The sequence below is a fragment of the Methanobrevibacter millerae genome, from assembly GCF_900103415.1.
Classification (GTDB): Archaea; Methanobacteriota; Methanobacteria; order Methanobacteriales; family Methanobacteriaceae; genus Methanocatella; species Methanocatella millerae.
Genome location: NZ_FMXB01000013.1, coordinates 53,125 through 79,294 on the forward strand (window position 1 = coordinate 53,125; position 26,170 = coordinate 79,294).

Genomic DNA, 26,170 nt, shown 5'->3' on the forward strand with positions numbered 1-26,170 from the left:
ATAGTTATTGTATTAAGAAAATGAGCAAATTAATGGTTTTAAATCTAATTTAAAAATAAAAGAATATAGGTTTATAACCTATATTTGAGAGTATTGTTTTTTATCACAAAACTTTTAAGAAACAAACATTTTTTGTCTCTATAAGAGGTTTTGTTTTAATATGTTTATCGAATTTTGAATTTTTAGTTATAATGTAGATATTCTTATCTTGATTGTCTTCAATCAATTTAGGAATTTCATCTTTCGATATCTCTTTAAACTCATATGTGTCATGAAGTTCACTCAGATTATATCCGTAGAGTTCGCTTGGTGGATTAAGTAGATACATTTCTGTGCAATTTGAATACTCCATGTAAAACATTCTGTTACGTGCATCATTAATTACAATTGAATTATTGTCTTGACTTATCTGATCAAAAAATGCTTCTTTATCCATATTATTTGTGGCCCAAAATTCATTAGATGAACTTATTTGTGATATTCCTGCCAACAACAATAATAAAACCAATGCAAACGAAATTATGAATTCCTTTTTAGCATCAATTTTACCTATTATGAATGAAATCACAAACCATAATACGGCTGCGGAAGGTAGTAAGTATCTATCTACCATTATTGGTCTTACGATTGAAACACTTGTTCCGATAACTATTGTCCCGAAATATGCTATAATGCCACATAATATATAAAACTTATCTGTCCTGTCCATATCACCAAATTTTCTTAGTGAATAAAGTATGAAAACAGCAAATATCACTATTGAGAATATGCAAGTAATAAGATTTCTAGAAGAAGTAACAAAATATCCCAAAAAGCCTATTAAATTCTTTATGGTTAACTCCGGAATCCAATATCCTTCACTAACAAATGATACTTGGCTTATTAAAGATATGAGCCATGGGGTGAATAAAATTATTCCCGCAATTGCTGAAATTATCCAGTATTTAAGTTTTTCTTTATCGTTCATAAATAGATAAACAAATAAACATACATAAATACATACAATTGGAATTGCGGCAAAATAATGTGTGTATGCTGCTAAAACAGAAAAGATTGTAAGCAGCGCCCAAGATTTTGTGTCATTTTTATCCATAACATCTTTTAAATAGATAAATGTTAAGATTACAAATAACATCGCCCAACTGTACATTCTTATTATTGAATAATACACTAAAAATTCACTCATAACCGCCATTGAAAAAGCAAATAAACCTGCAGTTAAATATCCATACTCATTTTTTATTTTTGTAGCAGATATAATAAGAATTATTGCATAGGGCACAATTGACATTAATTTATATATGAAAATTTTATTGGATTCAAGCCCCAAAATTGTTAAAATATCTGTAACTACTTTTAGAAGTAAATAATGAAGTGGTGGATGGACATCATGAGAAATAACATAAGCCAAATCAGTTATTGGAAAATGAAGAACACTAAGTGTAAAATATTCATCAATATGAATAATCATTTGATTGAATGGCGATATTAACATATATCCTAGCATTACGATGCTCAATGCTAGGAAAATTGTACCAATAATATCTTTATATTCTTTATTAATTGTCATATTATTAGTTTTGTTTATATATAATATAAGTTTTTTCTTGTTTTTGATTTTTAGTATTTTTAGATATATGAACTAATATTATAGATGATTTGGAGTATTTTCATTAAATAAATTCGATTATTATTAATTGGGTATGCGAATAACTTTTATAATTTTAATAACAAATATTATTAATAATTAGTTAATGGGAAATTTGAAATTCATGACTTTTAAAAATAAAATTTTATCAAAAAGTAATAGCTATAATTTTTACAAAGAAGAATATGAAAAGTACAAACAAAAATATGAAGCTATTTCAAAAGAAAATTCTAAATTAAAAGATGAATACAACAAGTTAAATGAAGAATATAAATATTTTTCTAATTTAAAGCGTTTAGAATCTCTTGCAGCTAGTTTTTGTAATAGGAGTTTTTATAATTATTCATTTCGTGAAGATTTCCCATTAAAATTTAATGATTTTTTAAAAAATCTTCCAGAAGATTCTAGAAAACAAGCTATTCAATTATATTTAAGAGCTAATGCTACCTATTTAATTAATTATACTGATACGTTTTTCACTGATGAAGAATTAAAACTCCAGGATGAGTATATTGAATTTTCAAATAAAAATGTTTCAGGTAATGAAATTTGCGGTTTTAAATTCACAGATCAAAGCTATAATAAACATTGCTTTATGTATGATTTTTTAACAGGTGAAGATTTGCAATATATTGGAAATAAAGATATCATCGATGCCGGTGCTTATATTGGCGATTCATCATTGGCGTTTACTAAATTAACGATATCTAATGTTCATGCTTTTGAGCCATTTGAAGAATCATTTAATAAGATGCTTGAAAATATTAAACTTAATGATGTTAAAAATATTGTCCCGGTAAAAGCTTCTTTAAGCGATAAAAATGGTGAGGAAAAAATATATCTTTCAGGGGATAATGTTCAGGGAATAACTTCAGATGAAAGTTTTAGGCGTTATGATAAATCATTCACTGTTGAAACACTGACCATTGATAAATATGTTGAAGAAAATAATCTAAATGTGGGTTTTATTAAAGTCGATGTTGAAGGTACTGAACAGAGATTGCTAAAAGGTGCTATTGAAACTATTAAATCACAAAAACCTCTATTAATTTTAAGTATTTACCATAATCCTAGTGATTTTTTTGAAATCAAGCCTTGGATTGAAAAATTAGATTTGGGTTATAATTTTAAAATATCAAAAGAAAGGCCATGGACATTCTTTGCGGATACCGTTTTGGAATGCAGGCCATATTAATAAAAATTATAAATGATATTTGATAAATCTATAAATGTGATATTATGGAAACTGTAAGTAATAGAGATGAAATTTCATCATTAAATGATAATAAAATCAATGGCAATCCTAAAATGGAACGCTCCAAAATTACTTTTGCAGGTAAAAATAATATTTTGTTCTGCGAAAATAATGTTAATTTAGTTAATTGTAATATAGTATTTAAGGGAAACGATTCGTTAATTTATTTATCCAGTTGTAAAGGGAATTATTCTTTAAATATGCAAGTAGTTCATGATTCAGTAATTTACATAGGTAAAAATAATGATTTGATTCCACCAATCAATCTTAATGTACAGGAACATCAGAATTTAATAATTGGTGAAGATTGCAGTATTGGAAGCAATACTAATATCCGAACGGGTGATGCACATATTATTTATGATGAAGAAAGCAAAGCTAGATTTAATAAAGGTTCAAGCGTTATTATCGGGGATCATGTCTGGTTAGGCCACCAAATTTATGTTGATAAAGGCGTTATTATAGGTTCTGGTTCTGTTATTGAAAATAATTCTTATATTGCATCTAATTCAATATTAAAATCTAATAGTATTTATCAAGGAAATCCTGCAAAACTCATAAAAGAAAATGTATTTTTCACAAAGGATTATGTTGCAAACTTCACAAAGGAAGATTCACGTACTTTTGATACATATAGTAGTAGGGTTTTCTTATATGATGTTGTTGATGGTGAAACATTAGATATTAAAAAAGTAGATGGTTTATTATCTAGATTTGATGTAAATGAAAAATTAGATTTCGTGCAAAAATTGTTTATTCAAAATAAAAGACATAATAGGTTTTCAATTTAAATATAAAACCTATTTTTATTTTTATTATTTCTTAATTCTAAAATTTTATTAATTTTTAAATCCATATTTTCGGTACTAGTAATCTCTTTTATTTGTTCAAATCCACTTCCAGAATTTATATTTGAATAAATCCATTGATCGCTAGTATAATTCATTGATTCTTCTGTTTCTTTTTTTGTGTATCTATGAACAGTCCTACCGTCGAAAAATATGTTTCTTTTAATCTGTTGTGGAGGATTGCCTGCCCAACTTGAGTTAGATTCTATTTTTTTACCACTCATAACACTTTTTGCACCAATGATGCTTCCAGATCCTATTTCTGCTCCTCTTAAAATCAATGCTTCTTGAGCTATCCAAACATGATCCCCTATGTAAACATCTTCAGTTAGATTTATTCTTTCCATTGTGGCCATATCGTAAATTAAATGTGGATCTGCTAAACGAATCCAGATTCCATGAGCAAATAAACAATCTTTCCCTATAAATACGCTTTTTTCTTCAGATAAAATCATATATAATTTTGAATTGAAATAATTATTTTCATCAATGAATAAAACTGAATTATTAAAAATATTAACAAATAGCTGATAATGATTATAATTTGAAGAAAGGTATACAATTGAGTTATTCCCATTAAAAAGTAAAGTACTTCCATTTAAAACAACATTTTCTTCACATATTAAAATATTATTTTCTCCATTAAATATAATTTCACTATTTATTAATTCAGGTGAGTTATAAAAAATTTTGTTATTTTTTTCATCTTCTTTTATTATTTTCATTTTTTCCCCTTCTTAATATTATTATTTTTTTTACTCTTAAGAAATTAATATAATCATTCAACGAATTAAGACACATTCATATATAATCATATTATATTTTCTTCTGGACAACAAATTAATGTTATTCATGATTAAGTTTTATCGGTACTTTATTATCTTTATTTTTTTTATAATTGTTATTATAATGATATCAATATTTAAATTTATTCATTAATTAGAAATGACTTCAGACAAACGAACACACAGAACCACTACACTAGCGAAAGAATTCTGAGAGTAATAAAATATAAAATGAATAATGTGGGGGAAAATTCAGCAAAATACTATTTGTAAAATGATTTGGATATTAAAGAACAATTATGTATTGGATAAGGAATGGTAATTGAAATATTGAAATGAAGGAAGACTAAACTCATATGCATTAACATACTATTAAACAATGTGCCTTAAACAAGAAAAAATAACAACAAAGAAGATACAATAAATTTCCGCGAAAGTACAGTCACAAAAAACCAATTAAAACCCAATATTGTTATAATTTAGTGCCTATTAAAGATTTTTTTGACTAATATATAAAAATGTAAAAAATTCTCAAACCCAAATTTAATATATTTAAAAAAACTTAATATAATATAGATTTTAATTCAAAAATACATTTATGGTGTAGTTATGGACAAGGATATTAAATTTTTAAAAGAGGAAATAAAAAAATTAAATAATCAAATCAATAATCTCAATAAAGTTCAAAAGAAAAATGAAAATACTTTAGATTCACATTACACTCTTTTAAATACATTATACTTAAATTTTAATCTTAAACCAAAAGGAGTACTTAAAGGTACACAGGATTTATGTTTATCTTTATTAGATTTTATTTCTAATGTTTGCATGAAATATGATTTGGAATGGTGGTTAGATTATGGAAATTTATTGGGTGCTGTTAGAGATAAAGATTATGTTCCTTGGGATGATGATATTGATATTGGCATGACAAGGAAAGATTGTTTAAAATTTTTAGAAGTTATTGATGATGAAATTAAATATTATCATTTAGATGATATTCTTTTTGTTGTTCCACAAAAAATTATTAAAGAAAACAGCATTATTGCATTCACACAAATATCTATAAAAAAAGATGGAGGATTATATGCGGGGCTTGATGTTTTTCCAATTGATTTTATTCGTAGTTATCCCGAAAATGTTGAAAAAGAATTTTTTAATGCTAAATGTGAATATCATATAAATCTTTTAAATGGAATGGATAAAAAAGATGTAATTAATAAATATTATGATGATTATAATTTATCATATGAATATCAGGACTTTTTTATTCCATGTATTGAAACTTATTGGGGGAATACACGAAAATTCACAGTTTTTGATTCAGAAAAACTTTTTCCCTTAAAAAAAATTGAGTTTCATGGGAAAATATATCCATGTCCAAACAATCCTCATTATATTACATCAAAAAACTATGGAAAAGACTATAAAAATATTCCTAGAAATGTTAAATTACATAGAAGAGTAAGTGATTTAAAACAGAAAAAAAATGTAAATATGAATTTTAAAAATTTTTTAAAACGATTTGAAGAAGTTAATGATGAATTTTCATCAAAAATTCTGCATTCAAAAAATGTAGTTTATTTTAGTAAGAATCAAGATAGATATTTGAATATTAATCAGGAAATACCTAAAAATCATGTGATAAAATTTAACTTTAATAGACAATCTTCAAAAAATTGTCGGGGATATATTCAAATAGGAACTGATTGGAATAATAGTATTTTTATTGGACAAATAGGTGCTGGAAATACATTTGGAATATGGTTAAGAAAAAATGGCATAACTGATTATCATAATACTCCGATTCCCTCAAATTCATTTTTAGGTATTGAATATACTTATAAAGATAATACTCATACTTTAAAAGTTGATGATGAAATCGTTCTTCAAATTACAAGTAAAAATTATGAATATAATAATTTATTGAATATAATAGTTGATAATAATTCTAAAATAACTGATTTAGTAATTTATTGATTAAATATTACAAATTATATTTATTTCTTGAAAAAATGTTTTAAAATCAAAAAATTGCATTAGAAGTGATGAAATATGGAAAACTTAGTTGATTATATTATTAAATTAAATATGGATCAAATTGAAGATTATAAATTTCCATTAGATATACCTTTTGGATTAGAAATTAATTATAAAAATGTAAAATATTGTTTAATTGTTCGATTTTCATCGAAAAACAAAAATCTAATCTGTTGCGGGCCAGGAGCCCATGCAAGAGATGAAAGGACTTCGAAAGGAATTTTAAAAACCCCTCCTTTTTTTCATCGATGGTCTTGGTATAAATATTTTGAAGAATCTTTCATAGCATATGCAGATCCAATTTTCTTTTATGATGATTATATACGTTTAGGATGGTTTGTTGGTGATAAAAAACAATGGTATTTAGAAACTCTATCAATAATTATAAAAAAACTTTCTATTAATCAGGGAATTATGCATGAAAATATATTGTTTTATGGTAGTTCTGGGGGCGGATTTACTTCAGTAGGGCTTGGAACATTAATTAAAGGATCAAAAGTTCTTATAAACAATTCCCAACTTAATGTGATGAATTATCATGAAACACATGTGAATAATCTTTTTAGAATATTATATGATGAGTTTCCAAATTTATCAAAAAAAGAAATTATTAATCTTATTGATTATCGATTAGATACAATTAAATTATTCAACAGAGAGAAATATATGCCTCCAATTACGTATTATGTTAATATTTTATCACAGCATGATATTTATAACCATTGCATACCCTTCATTAAAGAGATATGTGATTTGGAATATTTTGAAAACAATTTTCAAATAAATTTTTATAAAGAAGTAAAAAAAAGACCCCATAGTTCATTATCAGTAACAGAGTCAATAAAAATTGTTAAAAATTTTTGCAAACAACATTTATATAATAATAAATATAATTATGATATTTTTAATAATTTAATTGAAGAGAATGATTTCTTAAAAAATAAAAATAAATATTTGGTAGAAGAAAATAAATTATTAAATCAAATGTTATATGATTATGGAAAATATGTCTATTTTAAATCAAAATTTGATACTGGTTCAACTAAATTAAATTTATTATTGCCCATAAATTATTCATTAAAATTTCAGTTGAATAAAACCAAATCAAAAAATTGTAGAGGTTATATCCAGATAGGTATTAATTGGAATAATAGTATTTTTATTGGACAAATTAGTGATGAAGTATTTGGAATTTGGCTAAGAAAAGATGGTGAAACTATGATGAAAAATTCCGAAATTCCATTAAATAAAGATAATATTATAGAATATTCTTATCATGATAATATACATATTTTTAAAGTTAATAATAAAATTTTATATTCTAATGAAACGACGAAATATAATTACAATAAATTACTTACAATTGTTGAAGATGAAAATACTTTTTTAACAGATTTAAAAATTTATACTGAATATAAATAATTTTTTTAAATAATATTTATAGATACTCATAAGGGTAATTATTGTAAATTATTTCAAGAATGATTTGTTCTAATTATTTTTAGAATGGAAATTTTAATGTCTATTATACTTTAAAATTATATCAATTTTCTAAAAACCATAATTAATATTTATTATTACAATTAATTATTTATAATTTAATCACAAATATTTACTTATATGATGGAGTTTTAATAAAAATTCAATGCATATTTTTGGAGTGATTAACATGAAAATCATAATATTAAATTCTGGTTTGGGTTCTAGATTAGGCAATTTAACTAAAAATCTTCCAAAATCTTTAGTCAATATTAATAATGATGAAACAATTTTTTCAAGAGCTATTAATATTTTATCTAATTACTCTAAAGATTTTATTATTACAACCGGATATTTAAATAATGTTTTAATCAAATATTCAAAAAATAATTATTCTAATTTGAATTTTACTTTTGTCCATAATTCTGTTTATGATAAAACTAATTATATTAAATCTTTAGATTTGATTGATGAAATTAATGAGGATATTATTCTCTTACATGGGGATTTAGTATTTTCTAGTGATGTTGCAGAAAAAATAATCTATGCAAAAGAATCCTCAGTTGTTATTGATTCATCAATTGATTTACCTAAAGATGATTTTAAAGCTAAAATTGTAGATAATAAAGTAAATTATATTTCTACTAAGTATTTTGGTGATGATGCTGTGGCTTGCCAACCATTTTACAAATTAAAAAAAAATGACTGGAAAGAATGGAAAAATAAAATTCATGAATTCTGCCAGCAGGGAAAAACTGATGTTTATGCAGAAAATGCATTAAATACTATACTTAATCAAATTACTATTCGTCCATTAGATATTATGGGGGATTTATGTACAGAAATTGATGATCAAAATGATTTAAAGAGGGTGAAGGAGTTATTAAAATGAAAACTGTTTATATTGCTATTAGTGCAGATATATTGCATCACGGGCATATTAATTTAATTAAAAAAGCTTCAGAATATGGAAATCTTATTGTTGGTGTTTTAACTGACGAAGTTGTAGCTACATATAAAAGATTTCCTGTATTGGATTATGAACAACGTACTTTCATAATTAAAAATATTGAGGGAGTTTCAGATGTTGTTCCGCAATATACTTTGGATTATACGGAAAATTTAAAAAAATATAGGCCAGATTATGTATTCCATGGTGATGATTGGAAAAAAGGTGTTCAAAGCCAAATCAGACAAAATGTAATAAACACACTAAGTGAATGGAATGGAGAATTAATAGAAATTCCATATACTGAAGATATAAGTATTGATCAAATTAATAACCTAGTTAAAAATGCAGGTTCTGTTCCAGAATCAAGAAGAGGTAAATTAAAAAAATTAATTTCGCTTAAACCTATTGTTCGTACAATGGAAGCTCATAATGGTCTTTCTGCATTAGTTGTTGAAAATGCAAAAGTCGTTAAGGATGAAAAAATTAATTCTTTTGATGCAATTTGGGTTAGTAGCTTAACAGACAGTACTGCTAAAGGAAAACCCGATATAGAACTTGTAGACATGACCTCTAGAATTAATACAATCAACGAAATAATGGAAGTTTCATCAAAACCAATTATTTTGGATGGGGATACTGGAGGATTAATTGAACATTTTGTTTTTAATATTAAAACAATTGAAAGAATGGGCGTTTCAGCAATTATTATTGAGGATAAAATAGGATTAAAGAAAAATTCGCTATTTGGTACTGATGTCGAGCAAACACAAGATTCAATCGAAAACTTCTGTGAAAAAATAAAAGCAGGTAAAAAGGCCTTAATCACTGATGAATTTATGATTATTGCAAGAATTGAAAGTTTAATATTAAAACAAGGTATGGATGATGCAATCAATCGTGCTAAAGCATATATTAATGCGGGAGCTGATGGAATCATGATACATAGTAGGGAAAAAGAACCTGATGAGATATTTGAATTTTGTGAAAAGTTCAACGAATTTGCACCTAAGGTACCTTTAGTTGTTGTCCCAACATCATTTAACCAAGTTTATGAAGATGAATTCGCTAAAAAAGGAGTAAATATAGTTATTTATGCAAATCATTTAATTAGGAGTGCTTATCCTTCCATGATGGAAACTGCAACAAAAATACTTGAAAATGAACGTTGCAAAGAAGTTGATGATATTTGTTTGCCAATTAAAGAAATACTTACTTTGATTCCTGACGAGTGATTAAGATGATTAATGTTGAAGATTTTGTCAAATACTTAAAAAATATTAACATAGATTTCTTTACGGGAGTTCCAGATTCACAATTATCCTCTTTTGCAGATTATGTTGAAGAAAATTGTGAAAATATTATTGCAGCAAATGAAGGTAATGCTTTAGCCATTGCTAGTGGATATAATTTATCAACAGGAAATTATCCTTTAGTTTACTTGCAAAATTCCGGATTAGGAAATATTGTTAATCCAGTTACTTCTTTGACTCATAGTGAAGTTTATTCGATTCCTGTTGTATATTTAATTGGATGGAGAGGCCAACCAGGGGTTCATGATGAACCTCAGCATATCAAACAGGGAGCAATTACTTTAGATCTACTAAATTTACTGGATATTAAATATACTGTTATTTCAAATGAATCTAATTTTGATGAACTTAAAGAAATATTTGAAAATGATTTTATTAATCAATTAAATTGTGGAAAAAGTGTGGCTGTTGTTGTTTCTAAAGGTGCATTCGAAGAATATAAAATTAAAAAAGAAAATAACAATATTTTAAGCAGAGAAAAGGCTATCCAAACTATTGTTGATTTTTTGTCTGAAAAAGATATGGTCGTTTCCACTACAGGCAAGTCTTCAAGAGAATTGTTTGAGTATCGTGAAGAATTAAAGCAAGGTCATGGAAATGATTTTTTAACAGTTGGATCTATGGGCCATTCCTCAAGTATAGCTTTGGGTGTTGCTTTAAATAATCCTAACAAAAGAATATTTTGTTTTGATGGTGATGGAGCCATTCTAATGCATATGGGGTCATTGGCATTGATTGGGTCTATGAAACCTAAAAATTTCCATCATGTCATGTTTAATAACTCTGCTCATGAAAGTGTTGGGGGACTGCCAACAATAATGTCTGACATAGATATCAATGAGATTATTTTAGCATGCGGATATGATAAGGTATATAATGCTAAAAGTATCGATGAATTAAAAGATGTCTTGCCAAAATTCATTGAAGATAATGGTCCGGTTTTTTTAAATATTGATGTTAATTTGAAATCAAGAAACGACTTGGGAAGACCGACCACCACTCCTCTTGAAAATAAATTGGATTTCATCGAAAAATTAAGGAGCTAATATTATGGATTGGGTTTATAATGTGCCGATAAAATTTTTTGATTATGATTTAAATCAATTTAAAGATAGATTAAATAATTTTAATGAAAATATCTTGTTTATCGGATCTAAAAGAGTTATTAATACTTTTGAATTAGATGTTAGTAACTTTCAAGTAATTGATGAAAGTATTTCAAATCCAGATATTCATTTACTTGAAAAAGTTTTAGATAAAATTAAGAAGCCCGATTTAATAATAGCTATTGGTGGGGGTAGTTCAATAGATTTAGCAAAAGCTATTTCTGCTTTATATGATTTTAAAGAAAATGATATCTTAAATTTAATTAAAAATAAAATTTATTTGGATAATACAAAGCATATTCCAATTATTGCAGTACCAACAACTGCTGGAACAGGTTCTGAATGTACAAAATGGGCAACAATTTGGGATTTTGATGATTGTAAAAAATATTCTATTGATGCAGATTTCTTATATCCTACAGAATCTTGGTTAATTCCTGAATTAACTTTAACAATGGATGAAGACATGACTTTAGCTACGGGTTTGGATGCTTTATCTCATGCAATGGAGTCTTATTGGTCTGTTCCATCAAATGTATATACTCGTGTTCTTGCTCGTTGTTCCATATCGATTATACATAGATACTTACCGTTAGCTTTAAATGATTTAAATAATTTGGAATATAGAAAACAAATGTTGATGGGATCATTTTTTGCAGGTTTAGCATTTTCAAATACAAGAACTACTGCATGCCATTCAATTTCCTATCCTTTAACGATGATGTTTGGTATTAATCATGGATTTGCTGCTGCAATAACCTTATTTGAAGTTTTATCACGAAATTGGGAATTTGTTAAAGAAAAAGATTTGTTTTTAGATGCATGGGATGCTGATGATTTAATTGATATTAAAGAATGGTTGGATGATGTTTCACAAAATAAACTACATCTTTCTAATTTTGGAGTTAAAAAAGAGGATATTCCTACTATTGTTGAAGAAGCAACAACTGGTGGGAGAATGGATAATAATCCAATAGTTTTTGATAAAACTGAAATTAAAAATATTTTACTTAATAATTTGTAAATTTTAGATTAATTGCTAATAATAAAAATGGACTCAAGCTCTCCTAAAAAGAGAAAATGTAAAAATATGAGATAAAAACATTGAAATCATATTTTATTAATGTTTATCTCATTTATGATAAATTAACTATTTGATGAAAAATTTTTTATTTCCAAAAAGTTATCTAACCATTTCATAGGATTATTAGAAAGAATTTCATTGTTAATTCTAGCTAAATTTATCATCTTTAACATTGCAAAACTGCAATTAACTAAAGATAATGGTTGATATCCTGCATTTTCAACATCTTCTATAATTTTTTGATATACATTTGGGGAGAAGTAAGTATTGAATGTATTTTTAAAAGATTCTGATCTAAATACGTCCTCAACAAATTTTTCAGGAGCAATAACTTTAGTTTGTTTTTCAGTGATATAATCTTTATTCAAATCTTCATTGGCACCATCAATATAATCAAATTTTTTCAATTCAAAAGGATATTTTTCATTAATTTCTTTAGCTTTATTTTTAACATGCTCCTTAATGAATTTCTTTTTATCGAATTTAATATCTAATAACTCTGGACAATATCTAGTAAATATTAAGGCAAATAATAAGTCTCCTTCATTTTTAAATTTATATAATTTTTGATCACATAATGGGGACAATCTTATTTGATTTGTTAAATAAAAACCAACAGACATTTTTCCAAAATGGTTCCTGTTTTCAGCTTCTTTTAAAAGTAATTGGGTTAGATATTTAGAATTTTTATCTTCAATATTCCATTCTTTTTGTAACCTAGAAAAAGATTTATCTAAAACACGTTGTGTAGGGTCTTTAAATTCTTTTGAAAACCTTTCAGCTCTTTCAACACACATTTTAGTGTATTCCTGAGGAGTTAATAAGTAATAATCTTTTAATCTTTCACCACAGTAACCTCCAGTTACATATACTGGATATTGTGAAATTGCTCGAGCAAAACCAAAATGTTTATGGTTGCATAATCTAATATAATATGCTAAATTTATTGAATCTTCAATATTATCCACCCAAACCAATTTTTTGTTAATTGGGCCATTTAATTTAAAATTAAACTTATTTGCTATGGTTGAAGCAATTTCATAATCTTCACTAGGATTTTCAGGATTGAATTTAGAATAAACTCTTATTTTATTTAAATTAATCTGGGAATTTAATAAAACTGTTAAAACTACTCTTGAATCAAAGCCTCCAGACAAATCAACTTCAAAATTATTTGTTTCTAATGCAATACTCCTAAAAATTGATACCCATTTATAAAACCATTCATCTAATAATTTAATTCCTTCAATTGAATCAATAGATATGGTTGAATCATCTAATGGAAGAATTTTAAAATCTAAAGTCTTAGTTGGAATATCTATATTAATGATATAATTTCTAGGTATTATTTCAATTTCATTAATCATTGTTTCTTTATATTGTATTGCACATAAATTCGCAGGTAAATATGATAAAAGAACATCAGTATTAATTGATATTGGATATTTATCCACAAGATATTCTGTTAATTTTAAAAAGGAATTTGAGATTACAAAATTATCTTCATAGGTATACATAAAAATTCCGTAACATCCATTCAAATCTTGAGAGATTTCCACACTATTTTTCTTTCTTAATATCCTAATATAAGTCCCTTCACCATCTAATTTTATGTCATCATTTAAATTATGATTATAAAAAATTTTTCCATCAACTAACGAAAATCCAAATAATTCTGAATGAATATTATTTAAATCATTTGAATCAATTATAAAAAATTGACTATCAATATAATTAGAGAATTTTCCCATATTTTCACCAAACATATTTTTATTTAAATACAAATTAATGTAATTGATTTGTACAATTTATGATTATATTTATAGATATATATATAGTTAGTTATTGGAATTAACAACATCTCTGACAGTCCTTGCTAGATTCATATAGAAAACTATATTAAGTTTTATCTAAATATATTAATCTTAATTATAAGACATTTCTTTTGTCTTATTTATATTTTTCTTAATTTAATTAAAATCATGTGTTTATCATGCATCAAAGTTCATTTTTAGCGATGGAAAAATTCATAAGTCAATATTTAGATAAAAATTCCATTCTGAATATATTGGATATTGGATCATTTGATTCAAATCAAAAACCATTTAACTATGGCCTTTTATTTAATGAAGAAAATTGGAATTATTTTGGTATGGATATTAGGGAAGGACCAAATGTTGATGTGGTAGTTTCTGATATTTATAATTGGATTGAAATAACTGATGAATCCTATGATGTTGTTGTTTCGGGTCAAGCTTTTGAGCATATGGAATTTTTTTGGAAATCGATTGTTGAGATAGAAAGGATTCTTAAACCCGGAGGTTTCTGTTGTATTATCGCCCCTAGTACGGGTCCTGTTCACAGAAACCCTTACGATTGTTATAGATTCACGGCAGAAGGTATGAATGCTATGGGTAAATATGCTGGAATGGAAGTATTAGAATATTATACGCAAGTTTCACCTATTTGGAATGATAGTGTTTTAATTTGTAAAAAATTGGGGTCAAAAAATAATTTAGACTTGAGATTAGATTATTTGGAGAAAAAAATTGATATTTTATTAAAAGAAGTTAAGAGATGATACTGTGCATAAAACTACTCATGATAAAATGTTATGGTTTAAAAATATTTATTTAAATTCTTCAAAGGATTTGGATATTTTAGATATTGGATCATTAGATACTAGTGGTAAGAATTATAATTATAGGTCTATTTTTGATTTACCTAATTGGAATTATGTTGGTTTAGATTTTATTGATGGAGATAATGTTGATATTTTAGTAGATGATATTTACAATATTTTAGAAATAGAAGACACTTCTTATGATGTTATTATTTCGGGTCAATTATTTGAACATTTGGAGTTTTTTTGGATAACTATGTCTGAAATAAGTAGGATTTTAAAACCTGGTGGCTTTTGTTGTATTATAGCACCAAGCAGTGGACCAAAGCATGGATTAAAATATGATTGTTATAGATTTTATGAAGATGGGATGGCTGCTCTTGCAAGATATGTTGATTTTGAAATTTTACATGTTTCAACTAATCACGCTGATGAAGCAAAACCCTGGTATGATACATGTCTCGTAGCCAAAAAGCCAGATTCATATATTAATGATTTCATTGAATTAGATAATAGGATTTCTAATATAGAAAGTAAATTGGATATGATATTATCTGATTTAAATAAATAAAATCAATCTTTTGAAAAAATCATTATCCGTGTCTTTTAAAATAAGTTTTGGCAGACATATTTTTTTTAAAATACTTTGTGAGTTTAATTGATGCATTATTGATTTTTGTTCAAAATCTTCTAAATCTTCAAGAATTTTCTTTTTCTTGAGGGTTTACGATTTTTTTAATTTTTTGAGTATGTTACTTTATAGAATTCCTCAAGCAGATTATTCATGATTGGATACTTTTTCACCCATTCATTTAAAACTAAAAACTTAATATTCTTCAACAAATCAAAAACACTAATGCAACAAACCTTAGATACAAGTGACAATAATTAACAAAGAATTAATATAAAATTAAAAGATTGATTAATTTAATTAGATTTTACTTAAAATCTAGTCATGATTAATAATTTTATTTAAACGAAATTAAAATTATATCTCTATAATATAAACAAAAATAATGCTATTTCCATATCCTCTGTGCAGTGCTGTCCTCATAATTATAGTTTATAATTTAATCTAATCGAATCAATAATCCGTGTAACGATATCAATTGTTTCATTTCTTTGAGAATCATAGTTAAAACCAACAGCTAAAATCCTAAAATCATTGTCATATTTGGTAAAATAAAATGTAGAACGATTGTTGGAGTTTTCTATTTCTTGGTAAAATAAAGACTGGATAATCATCCCATTATCGTTTATAGTACCATTACTTAATATTTTGAAATTACTATCATTATCAATTTCTTCATATTTAGTTGAAAAATTATCATGTTTTCCTAAGTTAGTAAAAATTCGAATTGTAATATTTGAACCTGGATTAGAAATTTGTGCTTCAGTATTCGTATGTTCATATAAACTAAATCCATTAGGTAATGTGAAAGTATATTTTCCAGCATCTGCAGATGCACTTCCTACAACATCGGAAACATTTGAAATCATATATAAATTTATACAACAAACGCCTATTATTATAATTATCACGAAATAACGCTTATCCACTATTATCAACTACTTTAATATAATTTTTTAACCTTATATATAATATGAAAAAATAAGTTAAAATATTTTTCGTATTATTTTCATTATTCAACTTAAGGGGGAGGGTTTACTTTTTTTTAAAATATTCTCTCTTATTAAATTAGAACTAATTTTTATAGAATATATATTGGAAAATATTCATACTAAATTTTTGAAAGATTTCCCAAATTATATAAAATCACTTCTTCTTGTGCAACTTCCTTTACTATATTTTTTGTATCAAATATAATTGGATTTTTCATCTGTTTAATTAAGATATCTATATCCAACTCTTTAAATTCGTCGTGATCCGCTAAAATTAAACATAAAGAAGCATCGTTAATTGCATTTTCAAAGTCTTGATATTCCTCATTTTCAACATGCGGATCAAATATTGCAATGCCATATCCTTTCTGTTTCAAGTTTGAAATAATTTCAAATGCAGGACTTTCTCTTGTATCTCCAGTATTTCCTTTATAAGAAACTCCTAAAATTGCAATTTTTGAGTTTTCATCATCATACTTTTCAATAATTTTTTCAACATATTTAGTTACAAAATTCGGCATACTTTTATTAGTATCTCTAGCTAATTTAATTATTTTTGCAGTTTCGGGAGCTTTTGCATAAATAAAATATGGGTCAATTGCAAGGCAGTGTCCACCAACGCCAGGTCCCGGATTTAAAATATTTACACGAGGATGTTTATTCGCAAGTTTAATAACATCGAGTGCATTCACATCTATTTCGGCGCAAATTTTTGCAAGTTCATTTGCAAGCGCAATATTAATGTCTCTAAAGGTATTCTCCATACATTTAGATAATTCTGCTGTTTTGGCTTCTGTTTTCATCAATTCTCCTTTAACAAAAATTCCATAAGCTTCAGCTGCTTTTTCAGTACATTTCGGTGTTACACCACCAATGATTCTATCATTATTGATAAGTTCATACATGATTCTCCCAGGAAGTACTCTTTCCGGGCAATGTGCAAGGAATAAATCTTCACCAATTTCAAATCCATTATTTTCAAAAATGGGTTGCACGGTTTCTTCAATAGACCCCGGGGCAATAGTTGATTCAACAATTATCACATTTCCTTTTTTCACATATTTTAAAATTGAATTGCATGCTTCAATCACGAAACTTAAATCACAACTTAAATTTTCCATTTTATATGGTGTTGGGACTGTAATAATAAAAACATCAGCTTCAGAAGGTTCTAACTGAGCAACATATCTTTTTTCTTTAATGGCATCATTAATAGCTTCTGAAATTCCGGGTTCTTCGATATGTACAATTCCTTTATTCAAATCGTCTATTACTTCTTTTTTTATGTCAACCCCAACAACATTACACTCGTTTAGAGCAAATAATGCTGCAGTAGGAAGACCAATATAACCTTGACCAATAACACAAATTTTCATTTTAATCACACAATTTTCTTTTCAATAATTTTGTCTTCAATTATTTTTTGCAATGTATCTTGTACTGTAAAGATATTATCAATGTATGAAAGATATCTTGTTTCAATATTAACCATTTGGCTTCCATATTCACAAATTCTCCAAATATCAGTACCACTGCCTAAATAATCACTAATTTTTGATGGAACAAAAGGATTTCTTTCAAAATTCCCTTTTGATCTCAAATCATTAACTATTAAACAATCGAATTTAGTAGTTAAGTTTAAAAATTCAAATAATGGTTCAAAAGCATTTACTATAATATTATCTTTTATAGGCATGCAATCAATAATTTTTTGGAATTCATCGGGAGTTTGAACAAATAAATGAATTAAAGTTTTATCTTGCAAATCTTTATTAAGAGAATAAAATGAAGAAAAAACATTATAAATATGTCTCAAATCAAAGAATTTACCAAAATATGCGATGTTTACTTTATCATCTTCGATTTTATCATAATCTGATTCTTTTAAAAAGTACCATTCTTTCGGAGGAATTGGGTGGGGAGCAATAATTGATTTTTTTCGAATATCCTCTTTAATCTCTTCAACTTTTAAAGTATTTAACATCAAATCCATTCCACTTTGATTTGTGAAAAGGATTTCATCAGCAAATAAAAATGGAATATATTCACTGTAGAAAATAAAATTATCTTCATCTTCAACTACTGGAAAACCATTTTCTTTTATAATTTCATTAATCTTATCCATATCCTCTTTATCAATTTGAATATAGGTTGTTTCTCCTTTAGAATTTATCATTAATGGATCTGAAAATTCACATGTCCATTTAACTTTAGGATTTCTGACTTTATATGCAAATGCTAAAAAATGGGAATGGGGTTGCATAGACCTACTATAAACTTTTTCATATTCTCCATTTTTTTCACAAATTTTTTCAATTTCTGCCATGCCCTCAACAACAAACTTTTTGGCATTTTCCCATCGCCACCATATTGGAATCTCTAATAAAACATCATTATTAATAAGTTCTTTAATAATGCTGTTGAAATATTCATCAATAGGATAAGGCATTTTATTGTGAATAACATCAAATTCCTCACCATATTCATATAATCTTTTTGCAGCAACATTGCTACTTGTATCGTTATAAGGTAAGAAATTAAATGCACATACCAGCTTTTTGCTTTTTTTATTACCAGTATCACGTTTTGCTACTACCATAGTTTACCTCAGTTATTAAAGTTAGTTTAATATATGATTGAAATTATATTTATATATAATCATATCAAAACAGTGATTAAATGGTCAAGGTGTCTGTTGTAATTCCAGTGTATAATGTTGAAAAATACTTAGAAGATTGTCTAAATTCTATAATTTATCAGACATTAAATGATATTGAAATAATCTGTATCAATGATGGTTCAACAGATAATTCTTTAAAAATTTTAAATAACTATGCCGAAAATGATGATAGGATAACAATAATATCACAAGAAAATCAAGGACATGCAGTAGCAACAAATATTGGAATCCAAAAGGCAAAAGGCGAATATTTATATTTAATGGATTCTGATGACATTGTGAAATTAAATGCTTTAGAGGATACTTATAATTTGTGTAAAATAAAAAATTTAGATTTTCTTATTTTTAAAGCTTTAAACTACTATGAACTGGAAAATGAATTTTATGAAAGTGAAATGTATAGTATGCAGGGATTATTTAATGTTGTTGGAGATAATATTTTTTCATACAAAGACATTCCTGATGATGTGATGTTTAAAATGACTGTAACTCCATGGTCTAAATTATATAATCGAGAATTTGTTTTAAATTGTGGTGCAAAATTTCCTGAAGGCCTAATTTTTGATGATAATGTTTTTTTTTGGAGAGTTTTGTTTAATGCTAAAAGAATCTATTTTTACAATGAATTTTTATTTACTCGGAGATGGTATTCATCATCTTCAACAACTTCTGGAGATCAACGTTATTTAGATTCAATTACAATCGTAAATTTAATTGGTGATGAATTCAAAATGCATGGGGAGTTTGAGCATCACAAAGTAAGGTTATATAATGAAAAAGTTCACATGGGGGAATTTAGATATAGGCATATCAAAAAAGAATTTAAAGATTTGTATTTTAATGCATGGCGAGAGGATTTAATATTATTATTTAAAGATGAAGAATTTTTTAAAGATTTTTTTGAAAATTTAACTGAGGAATATAAAAATTTAGTTTATAGAATTCTACTTTCGAAAAATAATAAAGATTTTGAAAATATGAAAAACTTTAATTCAATAGACTTAAATGATATGAAAAAAGAAGTAAAAATAAAATTAGACAGTGAGAAAGATTCAAATACAAAAAACCATTCTATAAAATATGAATTTAAAAAAAAATTTAAAAAATATTTTAATTAAATTTATCTTTCAAATATGTCCATACTAATTATTTTTCCATTTAAATTCAAATCTTCTCTTGGAAATCTCATTTTTTCTCCATCAAAGACCATATGAATTAATGCGTTTTTTTCTTTTTCAAATGTTTTAACATCAATATTCTCATTAACGCACATCATTTCTCTTTTAAATGAAATCATGATATTCTCCGGAGCTTTAATATCCAATAAACCCTTTTTATAATAATCTTCAATTGCATCCACGGTCAATTTAGCCGATTCGCCTTGACCATAGGGATTAATTGCATTTTTCATTTTATCTGAAAACTCTTTATCATTTAATATTTTGTGAGTATATTTTATAATTCGCTCTTTATCTGACCCAACAAGAATATTACCTCCTGCGGTAACAGTTTCTGGTCTTTCAGTGTTATATCTCAATGTTAATGCGGGCACATTTAATGTTATTGCTTCTTCTTGAAGACCACCAGAATCAGTTAAAATTAAAGTCGATTTTGAAGTTAATAGTAGAAAATCTAAATATCCTAAAGGTTTTATAATATGAACATGCTCTAAATTATTCAATTCATCAAACAAACCAAATTTTTGAAGTGTATTTTTGGTTCTAGGATGAATTGGGAAAATAATATCTACATCATTCAGTTCTTTTAAAGCTTCAATAATATTGGTAATTCTTTGTTTATCATCGACATTTTCGGCTCTATGCATTGTTAATGTTAAGATATTTTCCATGTTTTCAATATTTAGCTTTTTAATTGATTCTTCCTCAAAACCCCTTTTTTTAGCAATTTCTAAATGTCTAAAACATGCATCAACAACAGTATTTCCAGTAATAATCAAGTTTTTATGAGAAAAACCTTCTGCTAGAAGATTTATTGCTGATTCTTCAGTTGGTATAAAGTACATTGTTGAAGTTACGTCGCATGCTCTACGGTTGACTTCTTCAGGCATTGTCATGTCAAATGATCTAAGGCCTGCTTCAACATGTCCAATAGCAATATGCAATTTAGATGCTACGAGGGCACCGGCTAGGACGGCATTTGTATCTCCTTGAACTAAAACAATATCTGGTTTTTCATCCATTAAAACTTCTTCTATTCCTTTCATCATTAAACCGGTTTGTTTTCCGTGAGTTCCAGAGCCAACATGAATATTATAATCAGGATTTTGAATTTCTAAATCACTAAAAAAATTATCAGACATTTCTTTATCATAATGTTGACCAGTATGTAAAACAATTTGATTAATGTTTCTTTTTGATATTTCATCAATAATCGGAGCCATTTTTATAATTTCTGGTCTAGTTCCTAAAATAGTTGCTATTTTCATTATATCACCAAAGATTTTACTAATTTCAATGCTTCATCTATTACTTGCCACATATCATAATATTTATACATTCCTAAACGTCCGCCAAATATGATTTTATCTTCTTTTTTTGAGAGTTCAACATATTTTTCATATAATTCTGAATTTTTTTTATCATTCATTGGATAATATGCTTCTTCACCTTTATGCCAGGCTTTTGGATATTCTTTTGTTATAATGGTTTTTGGAGAATCAGATGATTCAAAGTGTTTATGTTCAATTATGCGGGTAAAAGGAGTTTCAACATCAGTATAATTAATAACAGCATTTCCCTGATAATTTTCTTGATTTAATGTTTCAAATTCAAAATTTAATCCCCTATACTCCAGTTCACCATAACAATAATCATAATATTGATCAATCATTCCGGTAAAGATAATTTTGTCGGCCAAATTTATCCATTTTTCTTTATCTGTGAAAAAATCTGTATTTAGTTTCACTTCAATATTCTCAAGCATTTTTTCAATGATTTTTGTATATCCTCCTATGGGGATTCCTTGATATAAATCATTGAAATAATTGTTATCAAATGTGAATCTCACAGGCAATCTTTTTATGATAAATGAAGGAAGTTCATTGCAGTTTTTACCCCATTGTTTTTCAGTATAACCTTTTACAAGTTTTTCGTAAATGTCTTTTCCAACAAGAGATATGGCTTGTTCTTCAAGATTTTTTGGATTTTCAACTTTGGCATCTGCTCTTTGATTTTCAATAATCTTTTTTGCTTCATCAGGTGTTTTAACGCCCCACATTTGATAAAATGTATTCATATTAAATGGTAAATTATACAGTTCTCCTTTATAATTGGCTATGGGTGAGTTTGTGTATCTGTTAAAATTAGCAAATTGATTAATATAGTCCCAAATTTCTTTATTATTTGTATGAAAAATGTGTGCACCATATTTGTGAACATTTATATTTTCTATAATCTCAGTATAAACATTTCCACCAATATGATTCCTTTTTTCTATAATTAGACATTTCTTACCAAGTTTTGTCATTTCATGGGCAAAGACTGCACCGAAAAGACCTGCTCCAACAATTAAATAATCATATTTCATTTTTCATCCCCAATTTTAAAGTTTTGTTTTTTTCATTTAGCAGCAAAATTTGATAAAATTATTGTTCGATTTAATAAATTTTAATCACGAAATTCAAGTTTAATTTTTAGAAAAATGGCATTTTTCTATTTAAAAACACGCATTTGTCTTTTAATAAGTAATTTAAAGTTTTTTAAGTTATGCTATTTTTTCAATGCTTCTAATATGGAATCTAATTTGTTTTCTAGGTTATCAATCCGATGTTCTAATTCTCTTGTATTTTCTACTGATGTGCCTTTATTTTTATGAGCAACTAAACATGCATCATTCCAAGGTTTCGCTTTTTCACTATTATCGACGGAAGTATGTATAACTTCTAAATCAACATATTTAGCCATTGCTTTTAATCCATCTTCATGAAACCTATAACAATTAGGAATATTGCCACCATGTTTAGGTCCGGATGATGGTGCAATTATGCAGACATAACCTCCAGGTTTTAAAACTCTTTCAATTTGGGACATGGTGAGCCAAAAATATTCTAAGTGTTCAAAAAGTTGGCCAGAAATAATAACATCATAAGTATTGTCTTCAACTTCAAACCAATTGTAAATATCTGTTACTATAATATCTACATTATTTCCTCCTTGAAAATCAAGACCCGTATATGTCCAGTTTTTTTCATTAAAAATATCTGAATAATTATAGTTTCCTTTTGTATCTAGTGATCCTACATCTAAAATATCCAATTTGCTTGAAGTATTTAAGTAAGTATTTTTAAACCATTCCATTTTAGCATGTGAATTTTTATGCATGTCATATCGCTCCTTAAAATTAAATATGAAATTAAATATTATTTCAACTTTATACTGGTAGTAATTAGTTTAGATTTTTCTTGAAAAATATCAAAATCTTACTAAATTGGCATTGTTTTGAAATAACTTATATATTTATATTTAATTAAATATATATAACATTATACCTTATTGGTGTTTAATATATTTTTTTAATTTATAAATTTAATTAGGTCTTTTCATGATTCATAAAGATAAAAATTTCAAAAATGACGGAAAAAATGCTTTAATCGAAATAGATATAGAAGATTTAGATAAACAGTTAGAATTTTATAATAAAACATTAAATCAATATGAAATATTAAATCATAATTACACACTTAAAATTAATTCACTTCAAAATCAAAATAAAAATTTAAAAAATCAAAATAATAAATTAGTCAAGGATAATGAAGATTTAAAAAATCAAAATAATAAATTAGTCAAGGATAATGAAGATTTAAAAAATCATAAAAATGATTTAAAATCACAAATTGATTATTTCAAAAAACAAATACCTGAATTTAATTTTAAAAAGGGTATTGATGTGCTGGTTCCAACATATAAGGCCGAAAAATTTGTACTTAAATTTCTAGATTCTATGAAGAAGCAAACACTAGATTATGAATTATTTGAAGTGCTTTTTGTAATTAATGGTGAACGAGACAATACTGAAAATTTAATTGATGATTTTTCTAATAACAACCCTGAAATTAATATTAAAATAATTGAATCAGAACCTGGTGCCACAACAGCTAGAAATAAAGGAATTGATGAATTAAATAGAGAATATGTTATTTTTATTGATGTGGATGATTTTATTAGTCCTAATTATTTAAATGAAGCTTATAAACATTGCAGTCCAAATCGTATAGTAATTGGGGATTATTATGATATTGATGAAAATACTGGTGAAATAAGTGAAACATATTTCACTAAATCATTTAAGGGTAAAAAGGGAGTTATAGACCCTTATTCTGTTTCACAAGGAGCTTTATTAATAGCAACAAATAAAGTCATGCCAACAAAGGATATTAAAAAAGTTAAATTTAATCCTGACCTCAAAAGTGGAGACGATCATGATTACTTCTGTAATTTATATTCAAAATTTGATTATGAATATTATTTTGTTGGAAATGATTGTGATGCAATTTATTATAGGCTTGTTGTAAGTAATTCTGTTTCTAGACAACCTTTATCATATGATTTTAATATAATCCAGAGATTGGAAGTAATGAAACGAGTAGATGAAATGTTTGAAAATTTGGAAAATCCAAAAATGGCAAAATTATTGGATTTGACCATAAATTCTAGCCAATTAACTTTTATTATTCGCTATCTTGAAAGATATCCATCACATTATGCTAAAGTCCTTAATGAAATAAATAATTATGATTTAAAACATTTCAACTACGATAACTTTAAAAATAGAACAATAAGTTTATTTAATAAAATTATTACAAAGAATGCTGGGGAAAATAAAAAACTTAAAGAGGAAAATAGTAAATTGTCAGATTCAAATAATGATAAAAAAATTGAGAAAGAACTTAATGATATTAAATCACATGAATCCGAATTAATTGAAGAAATAAACAATATTAAAAAAGAAAATGATGAATTAAAGAAATCTAATAAGAAATTACTCGATAGTAATCAAGGAAAATTGAATGAAAATATTGCTGATCTCAAAAAGCAAAATGAGCAATTGTTACTATCAAATAAAAAATTAAACGATTTGAATAAAAAATTAAACGATTCGAATAAAAAATTATTAAACTCAAATAGTTGGAAATTAACTGAACCCCTTCGGAAATTAAAAAAATAATGCTGGGTGAATTTAATGTTGAATGAGTTAGTAAACACGATTATTGAAATTAACATAAGAGATGTTATAAATTTTGATTTACCAATTAATGAGTTATTTGGATTAAAAATTAGAAATAACAATGAGTCTTATGAATTTATTATTAAATTATCTCAAAACAAGGATAATTTAATATTTTTTTGTGATGAAAACATCCCATTCCAAATTATTTCATCAAAACCAACGCTTTCTTTTTTAAATCAAGAGCAAGAAATAAAATATCTGACTGAAAAACTCTTTTATAAAGAAAAAAAAATAAAAGAAATTCAGTCACGGCATGATTCTAAAATAAATAACCTTAATGAAATGATTATTTCAAAAGATAGTGCATTAATTTCATTAACTAATAAAATAGAAGAATTAATTAAAGTTAATAATTCAGAAGAACTCCAACACCAAATTGAACAATTAACTACTCAAAATGTTAGTTTGAATGAGGTTGTTGCTTCTAAGGATGATGAGGCTAAGGTTCTTAATGATAGGATTGAGGAATTGACTTCTAAGAATGTTAGTTT

At 26.0% G+C, this 26,170-nt stretch carries 22 protein-coding genes; 13 read left to right on the forward strand and 9 right to left on the reverse strand.

What is annotated here, in order from left to right; genetic code table 11:
* Window positions 1-103: 103 nt before the first annotated feature.
* Complete coding sequence (locus F3G70_RS08240; RefSeq protein ID WP_149732231.1) at window positions 104-1,570, reverse strand: glycosyltransferase family 39 protein; 1,467 nt, start codon at window positions 1,568-1,570, stop codon at window positions 104-106.
* A 184-nt stretch (window positions 1,571-1,754) separates the two neighbouring features.
* On the opposite strand from F3G70_RS08240, the gene F3G70_RS08245 reads away from it, so the two are divergent.
* Window positions 1,755-2,843 carry an FkbM family methyltransferase gene (locus tag F3G70_RS08245; RefSeq protein ID WP_149732232.1) on the forward strand — a complete coding sequence of 363 codons (1,089 nt, stop codon included), beginning with the start codon at window positions 1,755-1,757 and terminating at the stop codon, window positions 2,841-2,843.
* A gap of 44 nt (window positions 2,844-2,887) precedes the next feature.
* Window positions 2,888-3,694: an acyltransferase gene (locus tag F3G70_RS08250; RefSeq protein ID WP_149732233.1), complete on the forward strand. Its 807-nt coding sequence runs from the start codon at window positions 2,888-2,890 to the stop codon at window positions 3,692-3,694.
* Here F3G70_RS08250 and F3G70_RS08255 read toward each other — a convergent pair.
* Window positions 3,691-4,476, reverse strand: a complete 786-nt coding sequence (locus tag F3G70_RS08255) for an acyltransferase (RefSeq protein ID WP_149732234.1) — start codon at window positions 4,474-4,476, stop codon at window positions 3,691-3,693. The two genes, F3G70_RS08250 and F3G70_RS08255, sit on opposite strands and share 4 nt — an antisense overlap.
* Window positions 4,477-5,145: 669 nt before the next feature.
* Between F3G70_RS08255 and F3G70_RS08260 the strand changes: the two genes are divergently transcribed.
* The 6 genes from F3G70_RS08260 (at window position 5,146) to F3G70_RS08285 (ending at window position 12,447) form a co-directional block, all read left to right on the forward strand.
* Window positions 5,146-6,516 (forward strand): LicD family protein, encoded by a 1,371-nt coding sequence (locus F3G70_RS08260; protein WP_149732235.1) that lies wholly within the window; start codon window positions 5,146-5,148, stop codon window positions 6,514-6,516.
* A gap of 75 nt (window positions 6,517-6,591) precedes the next feature.
* Window positions 6,592-7,998: a hypothetical protein gene (locus F3G70_RS08265; RefSeq protein ID WP_149732236.1), complete on the forward strand. Its 1,407-nt coding sequence runs from the start codon at window positions 6,592-6,594 to the stop codon at window positions 7,996-7,998.
* A 247-nt stretch (window positions 7,999-8,245) separates the two neighbouring features.
* Window positions 8,246-8,947, forward strand: coding sequence for a phosphocholine cytidylyltransferase family protein (locus F3G70_RS08270; RefSeq protein WP_188118121.1), 702 nt, complete (start codon window positions 8,246-8,248; stop codon window positions 8,945-8,947).
* Window positions 8,944-10,239 carry a phosphoenolpyruvate mutase gene (aepX, locus tag F3G70_RS08275; RefSeq protein ID WP_149732238.1) on the forward strand — a complete coding sequence of 432 codons (1,296 nt, stop codon included), beginning with the start codon at window positions 8,944-8,946 and terminating at the stop codon, window positions 10,237-10,239. Before F3G70_RS08270 ends, aepX begins: the two co-directional genes overlap by 4 nt.
* A 5-nt stretch (window positions 10,240-10,244) precedes the next feature.
* Window positions 10,245-11,363: a phosphonopyruvate decarboxylase gene (gene aepY, locus F3G70_RS08280; protein WP_149732239.1), complete on the forward strand. Its 1,119-nt coding sequence runs from the start codon at window positions 10,245-10,247 to the stop codon at window positions 11,361-11,363.
* Between the two features lie 4 nt (window positions 11,364-11,367).
* The gene (locus F3G70_RS08285; RefSeq protein WP_149732240.1) at window positions 11,368-12,447 is read left to right on the forward strand and encodes a phosphonoacetaldehyde reductase; all 1,080 of its coding nucleotides are present in this window, start codon (window positions 11,368-11,370) and stop codon (window positions 12,445-12,447) included.
* A 122-nt stretch (window positions 12,448-12,569) separates the two neighbouring features.
* Here F3G70_RS08285 and F3G70_RS08290 read toward each other — a convergent pair whose 3' ends face one another.
* Window positions 12,570-14,258 carry a hypothetical protein gene (locus F3G70_RS08290; protein WP_149732241.1) on the reverse strand — a complete coding sequence of 563 codons (1,689 nt, stop codon included), beginning with the start codon at window positions 14,256-14,258 and terminating at the stop codon, window positions 12,570-12,572.
* A gap of 242 nt (window positions 14,259-14,500) precedes the next feature.
* Here F3G70_RS08290 and F3G70_RS08295 point away from each other — a divergent pair, with 242 nt between their 5' ends.
* Both F3G70_RS08295 and F3G70_RS08300 read left to right on the forward strand, forming a co-directional pair.
* The gene (locus tag F3G70_RS08295) at window positions 14,501-15,088 is read left to right on the forward strand and encodes a methyltransferase domain-containing protein (protein WP_149732242.1); all 588 of its coding nucleotides are present in this window, start codon (window positions 14,501-14,503) and stop codon (window positions 15,086-15,088) included.
* 4 nt (window positions 15,089-15,092) lie between these two features.
* Window positions 15,093-15,701, forward strand: coding sequence for a methyltransferase domain-containing protein (locus tag F3G70_RS08300; protein WP_149732243.1), 609 nt, complete (start codon window positions 15,093-15,095; stop codon window positions 15,699-15,701).
* Window positions 15,702-16,186: 485 nt separating this feature from the next.
* On the opposite strand, the gene F3G70_RS08305 is transcribed toward F3G70_RS08300, so the two are convergent.
* The 3 genes from F3G70_RS08305 to F3G70_RS08315 all read right to left on the reverse strand — a co-directional run bounded on the left by F3G70_RS08305 (window position 16,187) and on the right by F3G70_RS08315 (window position 19,352).
* Window positions 16,187-16,630: a hypothetical protein gene (locus tag F3G70_RS08305; RefSeq protein WP_149732244.1), complete on the reverse strand. Its 444-nt coding sequence runs from the start codon at window positions 16,628-16,630 to the stop codon at window positions 16,187-16,189.
* A 242-nt stretch (window positions 16,631-16,872) separates the two neighbouring features.
* A complete protein-coding gene (locus F3G70_RS08310; RefSeq protein ID WP_149732245.1) occupies window positions 16,873-18,129 on the reverse strand; it encodes a nucleotide sugar dehydrogenase in 1,257 nt (418 codons plus the stop codon).
* A gap of 5 nt (window positions 18,130-18,134) precedes the next feature.
* Window positions 18,135-19,352 (reverse strand): hypothetical protein, encoded by a 1,218-nt coding sequence (locus F3G70_RS08315; protein ID WP_149732246.1) that lies wholly within the window; start codon window positions 19,350-19,352, stop codon window positions 18,135-18,137.
* A gap of 80 nt (window positions 19,353-19,432) precedes the next feature.
* Between F3G70_RS08315 and F3G70_RS08320 the strand changes: the two genes are divergently transcribed.
* Complete coding sequence (locus tag F3G70_RS08320; protein WP_149732247.1) at window positions 19,433-20,551, forward strand: glycosyltransferase family 2 protein; 1,119 nt, start codon at window positions 19,433-19,435, stop codon at window positions 20,549-20,551.
* A 2-nt stretch (window positions 20,552-20,553) separates the two neighbouring features.
* Here F3G70_RS08320 and wecB read toward each other — a convergent pair whose 3' ends face one another.
* The 3 genes from wecB to F3G70_RS08335 form a co-directional block, all read right to left on the reverse strand.
* On the reverse strand, window positions 20,554-21,879 hold the full coding sequence (gene wecB / locus F3G70_RS08325; RefSeq protein WP_149732248.1) for a non-hydrolyzing UDP-N-acetylglucosamine 2-epimerase: 1,326 nt from the start codon (window positions 21,877-21,879) through the stop codon (window positions 20,554-20,556).
* On the reverse strand, window positions 21,879-22,979 hold the full coding sequence (gene glf, locus F3G70_RS08330; RefSeq protein WP_149732249.1) for a UDP-galactopyranose mutase: 1,101 nt from the start codon (window positions 22,977-22,979) through the stop codon (window positions 21,879-21,881). The genes wecB and glf overlap by 1 nt, the downstream gene beginning before the upstream one ends.
* A 182-nt stretch (window positions 22,980-23,161) precedes the next feature.
* Window positions 23,162-23,773, reverse strand: a complete 612-nt coding sequence (locus F3G70_RS08335; protein WP_149732250.1) for a class I SAM-dependent methyltransferase — start codon at window positions 23,771-23,773, stop codon at window positions 23,162-23,164.
* Between the two features lie 220 nt (window positions 23,774-23,993).
* Here F3G70_RS08335 and F3G70_RS08340 point away from each other — a divergent pair, with 220 nt between their 5' ends.
* Entirely contained in the window at window positions 23,994-25,616 is a 1,623-nt protein-coding gene (locus F3G70_RS08340) for a glycosyltransferase family A protein (protein ID WP_149732251.1), read from the forward strand.
* A 15-nt stretch (window positions 25,617-25,631) separates the two neighbouring features.
* Window positions 25,632-26,170: hypothetical protein (locus F3G70_RS08345; protein ID WP_223166047.1), on the forward strand; the 539-nt coding region annotated here is incomplete at its 3' end.